This window comes from Blastococcus carthaginiensis, assembly GCF_030731085.1.
GTDB classification, from domain to species: Bacteria; Actinomycetota; Actinomycetes; order Mycobacteriales; family Geodermatophilaceae; genus Blastococcus; species Blastococcus carthaginiensis.
Genome location: NZ_JASNFN010000018.1, coordinates 36292 through 51316 on the forward strand (window position 1 = coordinate 36292; position 15025 = coordinate 51316).

Annotated in this window: 16 protein-coding genes and 2 pseudogenes; 2 read left to right on the forward strand and 16 right to left on the reverse strand. The window is 71.5% G+C overall.

Going from position 1 to position 15025, the window contains the following annotated elements:
• From QOZ88_RS14780 to QOZ88_RS14795, 4 genes are all read right to left on the reverse strand, one after another.
• Entirely contained in the window at window positions 1-1539 is a 1539-nt protein-coding gene (locus QOZ88_RS14780; RefSeq protein ID WP_306000508.1) for a tripartite tricarboxylate transporter permease, read from the reverse strand.
• 2 nt (window positions 1540-1541) lie between these two features.
• Window positions 1542-2153: a tripartite tricarboxylate transporter TctB family protein gene (locus QOZ88_RS14785; protein WP_306000509.1), complete on the reverse strand. Its 612-nt coding sequence runs from the start codon at window positions 2151-2153 to the stop codon at window positions 1542-1544.
• Between the two features lie 49 nt (window positions 2154-2202).
• Window positions 2203-3216, reverse strand: a complete 1014-nt coding sequence (locus QOZ88_RS14790; protein ID WP_306000510.1) for a tripartite tricarboxylate transporter substrate binding protein — start codon at window positions 3214-3216, stop codon at window positions 2203-2205.
• A gap of 77 nt (window positions 3217-3293) precedes the next feature.
• The gene (locus QOZ88_RS14795; RefSeq protein ID WP_306000511.1) at window positions 3294-5366 is read right to left on the reverse strand and encodes an acetate--CoA ligase family protein; all 2073 of its coding nucleotides are present in this window, start codon (window positions 5364-5366) and stop codon (window positions 3294-3296) included.
• 346 nt (window positions 5367-5712) lie between these two features.
• On the opposite strand from QOZ88_RS14795, the gene QOZ88_RS14800 reads away from it, so the two are divergent.
• On the forward strand, window positions 5713-6378 hold the full coding sequence (locus QOZ88_RS14800; protein ID WP_306000512.1) for a GntR family transcriptional regulator: 666 nt from the start codon (window positions 5713-5715) through the stop codon (window positions 6376-6378).
• Between the two features lie 9 nt (window positions 6379-6387).
• On the opposite strand, the gene QOZ88_RS14805 is transcribed toward QOZ88_RS14800, so the two are convergent.
• From QOZ88_RS14805 to QOZ88_RS14825, 5 genes are read right to left on the reverse strand one after another with little or no spacing between them, the layout of a single operon-like run.
• Window positions 6388-7704, reverse strand: a complete 1317-nt coding sequence (locus QOZ88_RS14805) for an MFS transporter (RefSeq protein WP_306000513.1) — start codon at window positions 7702-7704, stop codon at window positions 6388-6390.
• A gap of 22 nt (window positions 7705-7726) precedes the next feature.
• Window positions 7727-8182 carry a MaoC family dehydratase gene (locus QOZ88_RS14810; RefSeq protein ID WP_306000514.1) on the reverse strand — a complete coding sequence of 152 codons (456 nt, stop codon included), beginning with the start codon at window positions 8180-8182 and terminating at the stop codon, window positions 7727-7729.
• A gap of 40 nt (window positions 8183-8222) precedes the next feature.
• Window positions 8223-9614: an SDR family NAD(P)-dependent oxidoreductase gene (locus tag QOZ88_RS14815; protein WP_306000515.1), complete on the reverse strand. Its 1392-nt coding sequence runs from the start codon at window positions 9612-9614 to the stop codon at window positions 8223-8225.
• Window positions 9611-9880 carry a YeeE/YedE family protein gene (locus QOZ88_RS14820; RefSeq protein ID WP_306000516.1) on the reverse strand — a complete coding sequence of 90 codons (270 nt, stop codon included), beginning with the start codon at window positions 9878-9880 and terminating at the stop codon, window positions 9611-9613. Before QOZ88_RS14820 ends, QOZ88_RS14815 begins: the two co-directional genes overlap by 4 nt.
• 46 nt (window positions 9881-9926) lie before the next feature.
• Window positions 9927-10133, reverse strand: a complete 207-nt coding sequence (locus QOZ88_RS14825; protein WP_306000517.1) for a hypothetical protein — start codon at window positions 10131-10133, stop codon at window positions 9927-9929.
• Between the two features lie 118 nt (window positions 10134-10251).
• On the opposite strand from QOZ88_RS14825, the gene QOZ88_RS14830 reads away from it, so the two are divergent.
• On the forward strand, window positions 10252-10479 hold the full coding sequence (locus QOZ88_RS14830; RefSeq protein WP_306000518.1) for a hypothetical protein: 228 nt from the start codon (window positions 10252-10254) through the stop codon (window positions 10477-10479).
• Here QOZ88_RS14830 and QOZ88_RS14835 read toward each other — a convergent pair.
• From QOZ88_RS14835 to QOZ88_RS14860, 7 genes and pseudogenes are all read right to left on the reverse strand, one after another.
• Window positions 10454-11776, reverse strand: a pseudogene (locus QOZ88_RS14835) (thiamine pyrophosphate-dependent enzyme). The gene QOZ88_RS14830 and the pseudogene QOZ88_RS14835 overlap by 26 nt on opposite strands.
• Window positions 11722-12000 (reverse strand): thiamine pyrophosphate-binding protein, encoded by a 279-nt coding sequence (locus QOZ88_RS14840; protein ID WP_319946893.1) that lies wholly within the window; start codon window positions 11998-12000, stop codon window positions 11722-11724. The pseudogene QOZ88_RS14835 and the gene QOZ88_RS14840 overlap by 55 nt, the downstream one beginning before the upstream one ends.
• Window positions 12001-12002: 2 nt before the next feature.
• Window positions 12003-12230 (reverse strand): EthD family reductase, encoded by a 228-nt coding sequence (locus tag QOZ88_RS14845; protein ID WP_306000519.1) that lies wholly within the window; start codon window positions 12228-12230, stop codon window positions 12003-12005.
• A 164-nt stretch (window positions 12231-12394) separates the two neighbouring features.
• Entirely contained in the window at window positions 12395-12733 is a 339-nt protein-coding gene (locus tag QOZ88_RS14850; RefSeq protein ID WP_306000520.1) for a zinc-binding dehydrogenase, read from the reverse strand.
• 307 nt (window positions 12734-13040) lie between these two features.
• Window positions 13041-13133: pseudogene (locus QOZ88_RS23215) on the reverse strand (hypothetical protein); the annotation flags it as partial.
• Between the two features lie 253 nt (window positions 13134-13386).
• Window positions 13387-14076 carry a 3-oxoacid CoA-transferase subunit B gene (locus QOZ88_RS14855; RefSeq protein WP_306000521.1) on the reverse strand — a complete coding sequence of 230 codons (690 nt, stop codon included), beginning with the start codon at window positions 14074-14076 and terminating at the stop codon, window positions 13387-13389.
• Window positions 14073-14750 carry a 3-oxoacid CoA-transferase subunit A gene (locus QOZ88_RS14860; RefSeq protein WP_306000522.1) on the reverse strand — a complete coding sequence of 226 codons (678 nt, stop codon included), beginning with the start codon at window positions 14748-14750 and terminating at the stop codon, window positions 14073-14075. Before QOZ88_RS14860 ends, QOZ88_RS14855 begins: the two co-directional genes overlap by 4 nt.
• Window positions 14751-15025 lie beyond the last annotated feature (275 nt).

The window sequence follows — 15025 nt, forward strand, 5'->3', positions numbered from 1 at the left end:
CTAATCCTCTCCCGCCATCGACTTGGCTTCTTCCAGAACAGTGGGACCGGCCCTCCTGCCGCGGTGGGCCCGGACGGCGCCCCAGATCGACGACGCGATCACCAGCACCACCAGTGCGGTCAGCACGCCCGAGACCGGGCGGGTGACGAAGATGGAGAGGCTGCCGTTGGAGAGCAGGAGGGACTGCCGGAAGGCCTGCTCGAGGATCGAGCCGAGCACGAACGCCAGGACCAGCGGCGCGGGCTCGAAGCCGGTCTTGCGCATCAGGTAGCCGACGAGACCGGCAGCCAGCATGACCCACATGTCGAAGATGTCGGTGCTGATGGTGTAGACCCCGACCAGCGTGACCAGCATGGCCATCCCGCCGATGATCCCGACCCGCACGCGCAGGAGCTGCACGAACGCACCCACCATCGGCCAGTTCAGCAGCAGCAGCACCGCGTTGCCCACGAGCATCGAGGCGATGACGCCCCAGAAGATGTCCGGGTGCTCGCTGATCAGCGCCGGTCCCGGGGTGATGTTCTGGGTCATCAGCGCGCCCAGGATGAGGGCGAGCACGGCGTTGGACGGCAGGCCCAGGGTGAGCAGCGGGATGAAGGCCGAGATGGAGGAGGCGTTGTTGGCCGTCTCCGGCCCGGCGACACCCTCGATCGCGCCCTGGCCGAAGCGCTCCGGGTGCTTCGACCGCTTCTTCTCCACCCCGTAGGAGACGATGGAGGACAGGACGCCGCCGCCTCCGGGCAGCACCCCGATCGGGAAGCCCAGCAGCGTGCCCCGGGTGATCGCCCCGCGGGACTGCGCCCAGTCGTCCTTGCTGAACCAGATCCGGCCGACGGCCCCGATCTTCATGTGCTTGCTGCCGGCCCGTTCGAGCACCAGGAGGATCTCGCTGACGCCGAACAGGCCCATCGCGATGGCCACCAGGTCGATGCCGCCGAACAGCTGCGGGATGTCGAGGGTGAACCGGGTCGTGCCGACGATGGGGTCGGTCCCGACCACGGCCAGCAGCAGGCCGACGGCCGCCGCGATGATGCTCTTGATGGTCGACCTGGTGCCCAGGTAGGTCACCATGACGATGCCGAAGATGGTCAGGACGGCGTACTCCGGCGGCCCGAAGCCGACGGCGAACCGCGCCAGCGCGGGCGCCACGAAGATGAGTCCGACGATGGCGAACGTGCCGCCGATGAAGGAGCCGAGCGCGGAGATGCCCAGTGCGGGGCCGGCCCGCCCCTGCCTGGTCATCTGGTAGCCGTCGATGGCGGTGATCGCACTGGCCGCCTCGCCGGGGATCTGCAGCAGCACCGAGGTGATCGTGCCGCCGTACATCGACCCGTAGTAGACGCCGGCGAGCAGGATGATGGCCGACGCCGGCTCGATCCCGTAGGTGAACGGCAGCAGCAGGGCGATGGTCGCGGTCGGGCCGAGGCCCGGCAGGATGCCGATGACCGTCCCGATGAGGACGCCGAGCACCACGTACAGCAGGTTTTCAGGGGTGAACACCACCCCGAAGCCTTCGGCGAGGCCGGTGAGACTCTCCATGGTCAGCGGCCTCCCCAGAGTTGCGCGATGACGTCCGCCGGGAGCCGAGCTCCCAGCACGACGACGAACAGCAGGTGTGCCACCGCGCTGGCCCCGACGGCGAGGGCGAGGGACATGAGCCAGCCTTCCCGGGCGAGCACGCGGAACCAGAACAGGAGCACGAGGCTTGCGGTGAGCAGGAGGCCCACCTCGTCGAACAGGACGACGAACAGGCAGAGGACGATCAGGCCCAGCAGCGGCCGGACGATGATCCGCCCGAAGGGCGCGATGTCCGCGCGGTCCGCGGTGAATATGCCGCCGACGGAGAAGACGATCAACAGGACCGCGACGATGAACGGCCACAGCCCGGTGTCGGGTTGACGCATGGTCCCGAGCTCGAGGTCGTAGGCGCCGACCGCGAAGTACAGGCCGATGCCCGCCGCCACGAGGAAGGGCAGCCGGGCCAGGAGCCAGTCGCCCCGGCGGCGTTCCCGGGCCGGTAGGTCCTCCTGAGGAGCGGCCGCGCCGTCCGGTCCGGCGTTCGAGTCGGCCGAGGAGGCGGGCGGATCCACCGGAACGGCCGCCGGCTCGTCCGGGGCCGGTGGATGCTCCCTGGCTGCCGGTGGTCGTTCCATCGTGGCTCCTCTCGGCGAGGGGTCGGTCGTGCGTGCGGCCGGTCCGGGCTCAGTTGCCGGCGAACAGTTCTTCGAGGATCGGCTGGAGCGTCTCCTGCTCCTGCTCCAGCATCGCCCTCAGGTCATCGGCTCCCATGAAGGGCTCAAGCAGCCGCTCCTCACCGATGACCGTGACGGTCGCCTCGTCCTCGAGGGCTCCCTTGAGGGCCTCCTCCAGGGTGCTCACGATGTCCTCGGGCGTACCCGCCGGGACGACCAGGACGTAGTACGAGTTGCCGTAGACGATCTCCTCGTAGCCGGACTCCACGAAGGTGGGCACGTCAGGCATCGTCGGCAGGGTCTCCGGCGAACTCGTGGCCAGGACCTTGAACTCGCCGCTGTCGACCTGGGCGATCGTCGTCTGGGCGTTCGAGCAGAAGCAACCCGCGACGTTCCCGCCGAGCAGCGCGGTCACCGCCGGAGCCTCGCCCGGGAAGGGCACCGGCGAGAACTCCACGCCGTAGTCCCGGGCCAGCCGCTCGAGCTCGACGTGCTGCGGCGTGCTCGGCCCCGCGGTGGCGATGTTGATCGTGCCCGGTGCCGCCTCGGCCGCCTCGACCAGCTCTTCGAGCGTGTCGTACGGTCCGTCCTCGCGGACGATCAGCAGCCCGGGGCCGAAGGTGGCCACCCCGATCATGTCCAGGTCCTCGAGCCCGTACCCCACGTCCTCGATCAGCGGGACCCGGGCGACGGCCGAGCCCGTCGTCATCCCGATCGTGTAGCCGTCCGGCTCCGCCCGCGCGACCTCCGCCGTGCCCAGCGATCCCGAGGCGCCTTCGACGTTCTCCACGACGACGTTGACGCCGAACTGCTCCTCCATGTAGGCGGCGACCGCGCGGCCGGCGACGTCCGTCGGCCCGCCGGCGGCGTAGCTGACCACGAAGCGGAGGTCGTCGGTCGGGTAGTCCGACTCCGCCTCGCCGGCGGCGGACGTACCGCCGGACCCGGCGTCGTCGCCACAGGCGGCGAGTCCGAGGCTCAGGACGGTGGCGCCGAATACGGCGACGAGCTTCTTCTTCGACACTGAAGTTCCTTCCGGTTGGCTGACTGGTGGAGCAACTGGTGGTGGCCGGACGGGCGGACGCCTGCCTGGCCGGTGAGCTAGTGCGCGGCCGCTCTGCGGGCCACGAGTGCGTCGACCGCGACCGCACCCTGGCCCTCCGGCAGGACGATGAACGGATTGATGTCGATGCTGTCGAGCACGTCGGGGTTGTCGGCCGCGAAGAACGAGAGCTTGCTCAGCGCGTCGGCGAGCGCCGGGACGTCGCAGCGCGGTCGGCCGCGGGCGCCGTCGAGGAGGTCGAAGCCCTTCACCTCCCGGATCATGGCCTCGGCCTCCTCGACCCCGATCGGGGCCAGCCGGCAGCTCACGTCGCCGAGCACCTCGACGAAGATGCCGCCGAGGCCGAACACCACCGTGGCGCCGAGCGAGGCGTCGTTCTGGATGCCGAGGATCGTCTCGACGCCGCCGGTGACCATCTCGGCGACGAGCACGCCGTGGATGTCCGCGTCCGGAACAGCGCTACGGACCGCTCCGGTGATCCGGTCGTAGGCCGCGGCGGCCTCGTCCGGCGACGCGACGTCCAGCACGACTCCGCCGGCCTCCGACTTGTGGAGCACGTCAGGCGACTCGACCTTCATCGCCACGGCCCCCCCGATCTCCTCAGCGGCCCGCGCGGCGTCCTCGGCGGAGGTGACGAGCACCTCGCGGGCGACGGGGATCCCGATGTCGGACAGCAACCGCTTGGCCGAGGACTCCGTGCGCGCCTCGCCCGGTCCGAGCCGGCGGACCGTCCGACCGGACCAGCCCTCCGGCTCGGGGCGAACGGTGAAGTTCTCTGCCAACCGGCCCAGCCGCGCGGTGACGGTGACCGCGTCACCCAGTTCCTCGAAGAGGGGCATGCCCAGGGCGCGGACGTCGCGCAGGACGTCGTCGGTCCCGAGCATCGAGACCATCACGGTGGCGTCGGGATGGGCGGCGCGGACCTTGCGCAGCGACTCCACCACGTTGTCCGACCAGGGCCGCCGCATGCCGATGTAGGTGAGGAAGAGGAGGACGACGTCGAAGTCGCCCTCGCTCAGCACCACGTCGAGGAAACTCGACAGCAGCGCCGGGTCGTTGGTCACCTGCGCGGTGGTGTCGATGGGGTTGACGACACTGGCCGCCGACCAGATGGCCTTGAGCCGCTCCTGTGCGGCCGCGGGGAGCGGGGGGACCTCGAGGCCCGACACGGATGCCGCGTCCGCCGCCAGGATGCCGCCTCCTCCGGAGCCGGTGAGGATGCCCAGCCTCCGGCCGGCGGGAAGACGCCCGACCGCGAGGGCGTACGACATCTGCACGAGCTCGGTGATGGAGCCCACCCGGCAGACGTTGTACCGGTGGAAGAGGGCGTCGTACGCCTGGTTGGACCCGACCAGGGAAGCGGTGTGCGAGGCGGCCGCCGCGGCGCCGACGTCGGATTCGCCGGCCTTGAGCATGATGACCGGCTTGCGCCGCTGGAAGGCGATGTCCAGCGCGGCCTTCAGGCGCTCACCGCTGCGACAGCCCTCCATGTACACGGCGATCGCGGAGACGCTGTCGTCCATGGCGAGGTAGGCGACGCAGTCCGCGACGTCGATGTCCGCCTCGTTGCCCGTGGTCACCCACGGGTCGAACTGGAAGCCGCGCGGCAGGGCGGCGGCGACCGAGTGGCCGCCGATGGCGCCGCTCTGGCTGACCAGCGCCACGCGAGGCAGCGGCCCCTCGGGCTTCGGCAACTGGACGGCGAAGGCGAAGGTGGCGATCGCACCGATCTCGCCGCTGGCCGCCCCGATGCAGTTGGGGCCGAGCAGGCGCATCCCGGCTGCACCGGCGACCTGCACGAGCTGTTCCTGCAGCGCGGCGCCGTCGGGACCCATCTCGGCGAAGCCGGCACTGAACAGGATGGCCACCTTCACGCCCTTGCCGGCGCAGGCGGTGACGGCGTCCAGGACCGCACCGGTCGGAACCGCCACGATGGCCAGGTCGATCTCGCCCGGGACGTCGTCGAGGCTGCGCAGGGCCGGGATGCCCTGGACCTCGTCACGGTGGGGATTGATCGGGTAGATCGCGCCGGTGAAGCCCGCGTCGCGCAGGTGGTGGATCGGCCGGCCGCCGATCTTCGTCGGGTCGGAGGACGCGCCGATGACAGCCACGGACCGCGGCTGGAAGAGTGCCGTCAGGCCCTCGGTCCGAGGTCCTGACGCGATTCCGGTCGCTTCGATAGCACTCACCGACGGCACTCCATCCTTGCGTTGCACGCTCGCGCGGGGCGGGCGGGACGATCAGCGGGCTCCGTGGCCACCGCCCCCTCGGAGGGGTGACCGCGGCCACAACGGACCCTAGGCGAGAACATGCAACTTTGTATACTCTTTGTTGTAGCGAATTCGGCGTGACGCAGCCGGGCCAGCAAAGGCGCAGGTCAACGGCGCGGCAAGGAGTCTCACGACCGCGCAGGTACGCTGCGGACCCGTTCGAGGAAGAGAGAGGCAGGACCCTGTGGTGTTCACAGACACCGCTGAGGGGCGGGAGACGAGCGTCACCCGGTGCCTCGGCGCCCTCCGCAAGCTGATCCTGTCAGGGGCGCTGCTCCCGGGCGAGAAGGTCCACCAGTCCGAACTCGCCGAGCAGCTCAACGTCAGCCGGATCCCGCTGCGCGAGGCGCTGTCCACCCTGGCTGCCGAGGGGGTCCTGGACTACAAGCCCAACACCGGCTACCGGGTGTCGCGCTTCAGCAGCGACGACCTGTCCGAGATCTACCTCATGCGCCGGCTGCTCGAGACCGAGATCCTCTCCACCGTCGATCTCTCCGAGGTCGACGTCGACGAGCTGGCCCAGCTGAACGAGGAGCTCCGCAGGACCGATCCGGCGGAGGACCAGGACCGGTACCAGAAGCTCAACCTCCAGTTCCACTTCCGGCTGTTCGAGTACTCGCCGCTGCGGCTGATCCGCGACGAGGTCACCCGGCTCTGGTACATGTCGAGCTTCTACCGCTCCCTCTACCTGCACGAGGTGGAGTCGTCGCTGCACGTCGTCAGCGATCATGAGCGAATCATCCAGGCGGTGCGCACGAGGGACATCAAGGAGCTCGTCCGTGCCAGTGACGAGCACCGACAGGGCACCGAGAACCTGGTCGTCCGCCGCCTCGGACGCTCGCGCCTGCGCTGACCCTCCGGCTCAGCGACCGGGAACGGGGCGCCGCAGCACCGACGGGCGGCAGAACCACGCGCCGACGAGCACCATCACCGCCGTCATCCCCAGGGCCGCGTCGACGGACGCCAGGTCGGCCAGGCCGCCGCTGAGCGCGGCGGCCAGCGGGCGCGACCCCACGAAGCCGACGAGCCACAGGGCCATGATCCGGCCGATGAACTCCCGCGGGACCCGGTCGTACAGCAATGTCGTGAAGGCGGTCAGGGCCAGGGTCATGCCCGCTCCCCCCACGCCGAACGCGATCAGGGCGGCGACGGCATCGCCGGTGAACGGCAGTGCCACCGAGGAGGCCATGAGCAGCACGAGCCCGAGCGGCGCCAGGTGCGGGTGGTCCAGGTAGCGGTGCAGGACCGCCTGGACGAAGAACGCGACGAAGGCACCGACCCCGAAGGCCGACGCGAACAGCCCCACGAGCTCGGGGCCGCCGCCCAGCGACGCGGAGAGTGCCGGCGCGAGGGTGATCGCGGGATCGGCGCCCACGCCGACCGCGGCCACCCCGAGGATCAGGACCGCAACGACCGGATCCGTGCGCAGGTAGCGCACCCCGTCCCGGACGGAGAAGGAGGCGCCCTCCGTCCGGGCCACCGGGCGGACGCGCAGCCAAACCACCGCGAGCAGGAACACGAAGTGGGTCGCGGCCGCGACCCCGAACGCCACCTCGTACCCGGCTGTCGCGGCCAGTACTCCACCGGCGGCCGGCCCGACCGCACGCCCGACGGAGAAGGTGAGGTTGTCGAGCGCGACCGCCCGGCCCACCTCGCCCTCCCGGACGAGCGAGGGCAGCATCGCCTGCATCGCCGGGCCCCCGATGGTGAAGCCGACGCCCGCGATCATGGCGGTGGCCATCACCAGCCAGGCAGGGACGTCGCCGAGCTCGTTGGTGGCCCACACCCAGCCGGCGAGCAGGGTCGCGCCGACGAAGCAGATGAATCGGCCGACGACGAGCTGCCGTCGGGGGTTGCCCCGGTCGGCCATCGCGCCGCTCAGCGGGGCGAAGACCAGCTGAGGGGTGAACTGGAAAAAGCTCACCAGTCCGACGAGGAAGACCGACCGCGTCAGCTGGTAGATCAGGCTGGCGCTGGCGATGTTCTGGACCCAGATCCCGCAGTTGGCCAGGAGCTTGCCGGCGAAGAAGGGTCCGTAGACGCCGTCGACCACCAGTGCGAAGGAGTTCCGCGGCCGTGGCCGGGCCGGCCGTGGTTCGACGGGCCCGTCGTACCCCGGCCCCGCGGTCCGGAGCCCGTCGTCCGGGTCGGGTTCCTCGGCCTCGACCGCGCTGCTCACCGTGCCCCCCGCTGCCCCAGCGTCAGAAGTAGTAGCGGGCGATGCTCTCCACCACGCAGGCCGGCTTCGCCGCCCCCTCCTGCTCGATGGTGTGGCGGAACTTCACCTGGATGCCCCCCTCGACGGGCGTGGCGTCGACCAGCTCGATGCGGCTGCGGATCCGGCTGCCCGCCGGGACCGGCGCGGGGAAGCGCGCCTTGTCCAGGCCGTAGTTGACGCCCATCTTCGTACCGTCGACGCGGAAGACCGTCTTCTGCAGCGGGACCAGCAGCGACAGCGTCAGGTAGCCGTGCGCGATCGGCCCGCCGAAGGGGCTCTCCGCCTTGGCGCGCTCGACGTCGACGTGGATCCACTGGTGGTCGCCGGTGGCCTCGGCAAACTGGTCGATGCGCTCCTGGTCGACGGTCAGCCAGTCGCTGACGCCGATCTCGGTGCCGACGTTGCTCTGCAGATCGTCGGGGCCGGTGAACACGCGCATGGGGTACTCGCTCTCGCTCGGGATCGGACCGGACGGTGGATCAGCGGCCGATGGGCCGGGCCCGCAGGTGGTCGCCGGGGTAGGCATCGGCGAAGGTCAGGACGCGCCCCTGGGCGGCCACGAGGTCGTCGGCCTGCGCGACGAGGGCCGCGAGGTCGTCGTTGGCGTGCAGGAACCGGCCTGACAGCGCGTCGAGCTCGCCGCGGGCGATGGCGAGGAAGCCGTCGACGGCCTGCTCCATCGGCGTCCACTCAAGCGCTGGCTTGTCCCCCAAGCCCAGCGTCTCGGTCATCGCCGTGCGCACGCGGCCGGGACTGAAGTTGAAGGCATGGACCCCGGTACCGGCGAGGCCCTTGTCTAGCGACTCCATCAGCTGCGCCAGCGCGGCCTTCGACGTCCCGTAGGCGGTCTGGGTCGCCATACTGCGCACGGCGCGCATGCTGTTGACGCTCACGATCCGGCCAGAACCCCGGGCCAGCATCCCCGGCACGACCGCGGCGGCGAACAGCATCGGGCCACGCACGTTCACGGTCACCGCCTGCCACCAGCCTTCGGTGTCGGCCTCCCAGAGCGTCCGCTCCTCCGGCTCGACGACGCCGGCGTTGTTCACCAGGAGGTCGATGCCCCCGAGAGCCGACTCCGTCTCGGCCACGACCCGCTGGACGTGCACCGGATCGGTGACGTCGCCGGGGAAGGTCAGGACCGGGCGGTCCCCGGCTGCGGTGAGCTCCGCACGAAGCTCTACCAGCTGGTCCCCCGATCGAGCGGTGAGGGCGAGTGCCATGCCCTCCGCGTGCAGGCGTGTGGCGAGCGCCCGCCCGATCCCCCGACTGGCGCCGGTGACCAGCGCTGTCCGACCGTCGAGCACGGCACGCTCCCTTCGTCGCGAACGATTCAGGATGAAATGTATACAAATCTGACTGACAATTGCCAGCCTTCTACCGCGCCCTGCCCGAGGACCTCGGAAGCGTGCAGTCACCCGCCCGGCCAGAGGAGGGGTCGGATCGGTGCTGAGCGGCTGCCGTTGCCACCGCTCGACAAGGCCGCGCAGCCAGAGCCCGCCCGGCAGCCCGACGAGGACCACGAGCCCGTAGAGCCCACCGGTCGTGGTCATGACGACCGTGATGCCCGGGCAGGTGGCGCCGACCCCGAAGCCCATTCCGAAGACGGCACCCCCGTAGACGTGACGGCGTTCGATCCGGGCGTGGGGCAGGGTCAGCGGGCCCGCGTACCGCGTCCGCCCCAGGCGGCGCAGGACGGCGAAGCCGACGGCGGTCACCGCCATCGCGCTGCCCATCATCAGGGAGATGTACGGGTCCTCCAGCAGGAGCCCGTCGTGGATGGTGTCGTAGTCGCCCAGTCCGCTGACGGTGAGCAGGAAGCCGAAGGTCGCGCCGACGGCGAGGACCGACCAGCGGACGCCGCGCGTCACAACAGCCCGCCGGTCAGCCCGTGGAGGGCCAGCGTCACCAGCACGGCGACCGAGAAGAACGTCGCCGTCATTACGAGACTGTCCGGGGATCCTGCGGCACAGCCGGACATCCCGTGCCCCGACGTGCAGCCGCCGGCCCACCGGGACCCGTAGCTCAGCGCGATCCCGACCAGGGGCAGGATCGGGACGAGCGCGCCCGGCCCCAGGAGCTCTGACAGCCGGCCGTAGCCGGTGCACGACCACCGGTGGTCCCAGCAGGGCGGCACCAGCGAGCCACCGACCAGGGCGAGCAGGAAGGTTCGCCGCCAGGGGTCAGGACAGCCCTCGGCCGGCGCGATGATCGCCAGCCAGGCCCCCGGACACCCCGAGCCGGGCGTTGATCAGCCCGTACAGCGCGACCACGCACACTCCGACCCCCGGGCCGGTGACCCACCACGGCAGCTGCGGAGCGATCCAGTCGAGCACGGCGACCCCTTCGACGGAGAACGGCCGCACATGCTGCCATCCCTCGGCACCCATAGCCGCTCCGCGGACACCCCGCGAGGAGCTGCTCGGCGCCTAGCGTCCAGCGAACGAAGCCGTTCAGGCTCTCGATGAGGGAGCGCACACCATAGGTGACAAGTCCCCGCGGCAGCAGATGGCGAAGAAGGCCACCGGCAAGTCGATCAGAGAGAAGCGGATGGAGAAGAAGGCCAAGAACGATCACGCGTCGCAGATGGAGAACCTGACCCACGGCAAGAAGAGCGGCCCCCCGACCGGTCAGCCTCTCCTGATGGGAAGGCTGACCGGCGACGTCCCGCGCGCGTCCAGGTCACCGGTAGCGGTGAGCCGGGCGGTGGTCACCTGCGCAGCACGGCGTCGATGAGGTGCGGACCCGGCTCGGCCAGCGCCCGGCGCAACTGGTCGGCGAGCTCCTCGGTGGTCGTCGCCCGGCTGGCCGGCACCCCCATGCCGGTCGCGAGGGCGACGAAGTCGAGGTCGGGTCCACCCAGGTCGAGCAGCCGGCCGGCCCGCTCGCCGTCGCCGGCCGCTCCGACCCGCCCAGGCTCGTGCTCGGGGATCGCGTAGGACCCGTTGTCGCAGATGATCGTGGTAATATCCGCCTGTTCGCGGGCATAGCTCTACAGGGCTGAAATCGTGTACATCGCGCTTCCGTGGGCCTGGATGCCGATGACCGGCCGGTCGGGGCACGCCACCGCCGCGCCGAGCGCCACCGGCAGCCCGTAGCCGATGGCCCCGCCGGTGAGGGCGAGCCAGTCGTGACGGGGAGCGCCTGCCGTGAGCTCCATGAGCCCCGCCCCGGAGCTGATCGCCTCGTCGACGACGATGGCGCGCTCGGGGAGCAGCGCCCCGATCACCGCGGCCATCGTGCGCGGGGTCAGCTCCCCCGCCCGGCAGATCCGGGCGCGACGCCTCGAGCACCTCGGGTTCGGCACCCGGGGCGGCTCGCTCGGCAAGGGCGCCCAGCGCGGCGACCGCGTCCTCCCCCGGTGCGATGAGCACGTGCACGGTGCAGCCCTCCGGCACCGGGTGGCCCCGCACACCCGGGTAGGAGAAGAAGTGCACCGGCGCCTGCGCGCCGGCCAGCACCAGGTGCTTGGCCCCGCGAAGGCGGCGACGGCCATCTCGGGGGGATAGGGCAGGCGAGCGAGGTCGGGCAGGCCCGCGCCCCGCGCGGCGTGCGCCGGGAAGGTCTCCGACATCAGCCGCGCCCCCGTCCCGGCGACCACCCGGGCGGCGGCGAGCTGTCCGGACTCGCTCATGCCATCGGCCCCGAGAAAGAGCACGGCGGGCTCACCGGGGACCAGCACGGCCGCGACGTCGTCCACCACCGACGGCGCGACCTGCGGCGCGGGCCGGGCGGGCACCGGCGCGGCGATCTCGGCGCCGTCCTCCCAGGACACGTCCGCGGGCAGGATTAGGGTCGCGATCCTCCCGGGGGACGCCGACGCAGCGGCCACCGCATCGGCGGCGTCGGCCGCGACGTCGGCGGTGGCGAGCGAGCGCCGCACCCAGCCGGAGACGGTTCCGGCGACCGCGTCGATGTCGGACTCCAGAGGTGCGTCCAGCCGCTTGTGCGGCCGGGCATGGTCGCCGACGACGTTCCTCAGCGGCGTCCGGCCGCGGCGGGCGTTGTGCAGATTGGCCAGCCCGTTGGCCATCCCCGGCCCGAGGTGCAAGAGGTCGCCGTCGGCCGGCCGGCCATCCGCGCGTAGCCGTCGTCAGCACCGGTGGCGACGCCCTCGAAAAGGGTGAGCACGGCACGCATGTCGGGGACGTCGTCCAGAGCAGCAACGAAGTGCATCTCCGACGTGCCGGGGTTGGCGAAGCAGACGTCCACCCCCGCGTCGACGAGTGTGCGGATGAGGGCCTGAGCTCCGTTCACCGTCAACTCGCGGTCTCGATGTCGAAGTGGGTGAACGTGACCCCGCCGGTCGCGAAGTCGGCGAGGTCCTTACCAGCCGCCCGACCTTCGGGCGACGCGAGCGCCTCCCCCATGGCCCGCTCGGAGTCGAAGTGCAGCCCGGCGACCAGGTAGGGCGCCGGCTGGGCGGGGTCCATGGCTGCGGCGTGCCCGAAGGTCAGCCGCACCAGGCCGGGCTGCTTCAGCGCCAACGGGTGTGGGTCTCCCGGTAGTAGGCGTCGAACGCCGCAGGATTGGTGGGCTGTCCGTAGCTGACAACGAGCCGGTGCACCATGCAGGACCTCCGATGACGTCCGGGCTCCGCTGCCCGTGACCGTCCCTGCACCCGATCAGGTGCGGGGCGACCCCCGCGACCTCAGAAGGTCAGCACCAACCGGCCACGGACGCCGCCGCGCTCCAGCTGCCGGTGCGCGTCGGCGGCCTGCTCGGCAGGGAAGGTCCGCGCCACCCGGAGGGTGAGGACGCCGTCCTCCACCTGCTGGCGCAGCCGGTCCAGCACGGCCCGGTCCTCCGCGACCTTGCGCACCAGCGGCGGGAAGAACCGCAACCCGCGCTGCCCGTCGCCGCGGTAGCCGCGCACCGTCGCGACCGAGCCGCCGTCGCGCACCGCGGGGAGCACCAGCGCGTCCTGCACCGCGCCGTCGGCCAGCCCGTCCACGCCCTCGGGGAACTGCTCGCGGATGCGCTCTGCCACGTCGTCGCCCCGGCGCACCGGGACGTCGGCCCAGCTTGCGCAACAGTGGCTCGTCGGCTTCCGCGGCGTCGGCGACCACCGTCAGCCCGTCGGCCTTGGCCAGCTGCACGACGTACCCGCCGAAGGTACCGGCCGCGCCGGTCACCGCGAGCACCTGGCCGGGCCGCAGCCTCATGAGGTCGAGGGCGAAGCGTGCGGTAAGGCCGTTCATCGGCAGCGTCGAGGCGGCCACGGCGTCGACGCCCTTCGGCGCGCGGACCACCGAGTCGCCGGGCAGCACCTTGTCCTCGCGGTAGCCGCCGTGCGGGCCGAAAGGGACAACGATCCCCATCGCGTCGTCCCCGACCGCCACGTGCTCGACGCCGTCGCCGACCTCGATGACGACCCCCGCGACGTCCATCCCGGGTACCCACGGCGGGGTCGTGATCGGGTCGCGCCCGGCGTAGGCCCCGACCGGGCATGGGTGTCGGTCAGGTTGACCGCCGCCGCCTGCACCCGGAGCCGCACCTGCCCGGGGCCCAGCGGCTCCGCTGGACGTCGACGATGTGCAGGACCTCGGGCCCGCCGAACTCGATGACTCCTGCTGCGCGCATGCCCGTCTGCCTACACGCGGGCAGCGGCGCCGGACGACCGGGTCGGCGCCCGACACGCGCTCAGGCGGCAGCCGGGACGTCCTCCAGCCGGCGCAGCGGCATGCCGAGCCGGGACGACAGGTCGCCGACGTCGGTCCCGTACGTCTCGACGACCGTTACCACCCCCTGGTCGATCCGGAACACCGCCAGGTCGGTGTACACCCGGCTCACGCACTCGGCCCCGGTCAGCGGATAGGTGCACTCCGGCACGATCTTCGGCATCCCATCGCGATCGAAGAGCGTCATGATCGCGAAGACGCTCTTGGCCCCCACGGCCAGGTCCATCGCGCCACCGACGCCCGGGATGGCGTCGGGTTCGCCGGTGTGCCAGTTGGCGAGGTCGCCCCGGGCCGACACCTGGTAGGCCCCGAGCACGCAGAGATCGAGATGTCCGCCGCGCATCATGGCGAAGGAGGTCGGGTGGTCGAAGTACGCGGCCCCCGGGAGCTCGGTGACGTGGAGCTTGCCGGCGTTGACGAGGTCGGGATCCACCTCGTCCCCGGTCGCGACCGGCCCCATGCCCAGCATGCCGTTCTCGGTGTGGAGGGTGACCCCGTGCTCGGGATCGATGAACTCGGCGACGAGCGTCGGGAGCCCGACCCCGAGGTTCACGTAGGACCCGACGGCGATGTCGCGGGCGAGCCGCTCGGCCATCTGCGAGCGGTCGAGTGCCGGCTGGTCCCGGTGCTCGAGGGTGTGGTGGGCGGTCACGCGGTCTCCTCCAGGACGGGGCGGACGGCCACCCGGTCGACGAAGATCCCCGGTGTCACCACCACCTCGGGATCGATCTCCCCGATCTCCACCACGCTGTCGACCTCGGCGATGGTCAGCTTCGCCGCGGTGGCCATGACGGGGCCAAAGTTGCGGGCCGTCTTGCGGTAGACGAGGTTGCCCCGACGGTCGGAGCGGTGCGCCCGGATCAGCGCGACGTCGCCGGTGAGCGGGGACTCGAAGACGTACTCGCGACCGTCGATGACCCGTACCTCCTTGCCCTCCGCGAGGAGGGTGCGGACGCCGGTGCGCGTGTAGAAGCCGCCGACGCCGGCCCCGCCGGCCCGGAGCCGCTCGGCGAGCGTCCCCTGGGGAACGACCTCCAGCTTGATCTTCCCGGCCCGGTAGAGGTCCATGAAGACGAACGAGTCGGCCTGGCGGGGAAAGGAGCAGATGAGCTTGCCCACCCGGCCCGCGCCGATGAGCGCCGCCAGGCCGGTCGTGCCCGAGCCGGCGTTGTTGCTCACGACCGTGAGATCGGTCGCGCCCTGGCGGACCAGCGCCTCGAGCAGCTCGATCGCCAGACCCGGGGCTCCGAAGCCCCCGACCAGGACCGTCGCGCCGTCTCGCACGCCGGCGACGGCCTCGTCGCAGGAGGCCGCGAACGAGGTCACCGGGGAACCTCCGCACGGAGCGCCGAGCTGCATCGGGACGACTGCCGCATCGGGTGACCTCGGTTCGTGGCGGGACGGAGGGACACGAGGATCGTATACAAAATCCCTGGCTGTCCAACACCCCGCCGCCCGGGACGACGGTCGACGCGGAGCCGGGGGGTATCGCACAGGCAGCCCCCGACGGACGGTGGCGCCGCCTGACACCATGGCTTCGCGGACTGCTCACCGGGACGGCGATCGGGTCGAGCGCGGTGGTGTCGGCGGGATGGGACGGC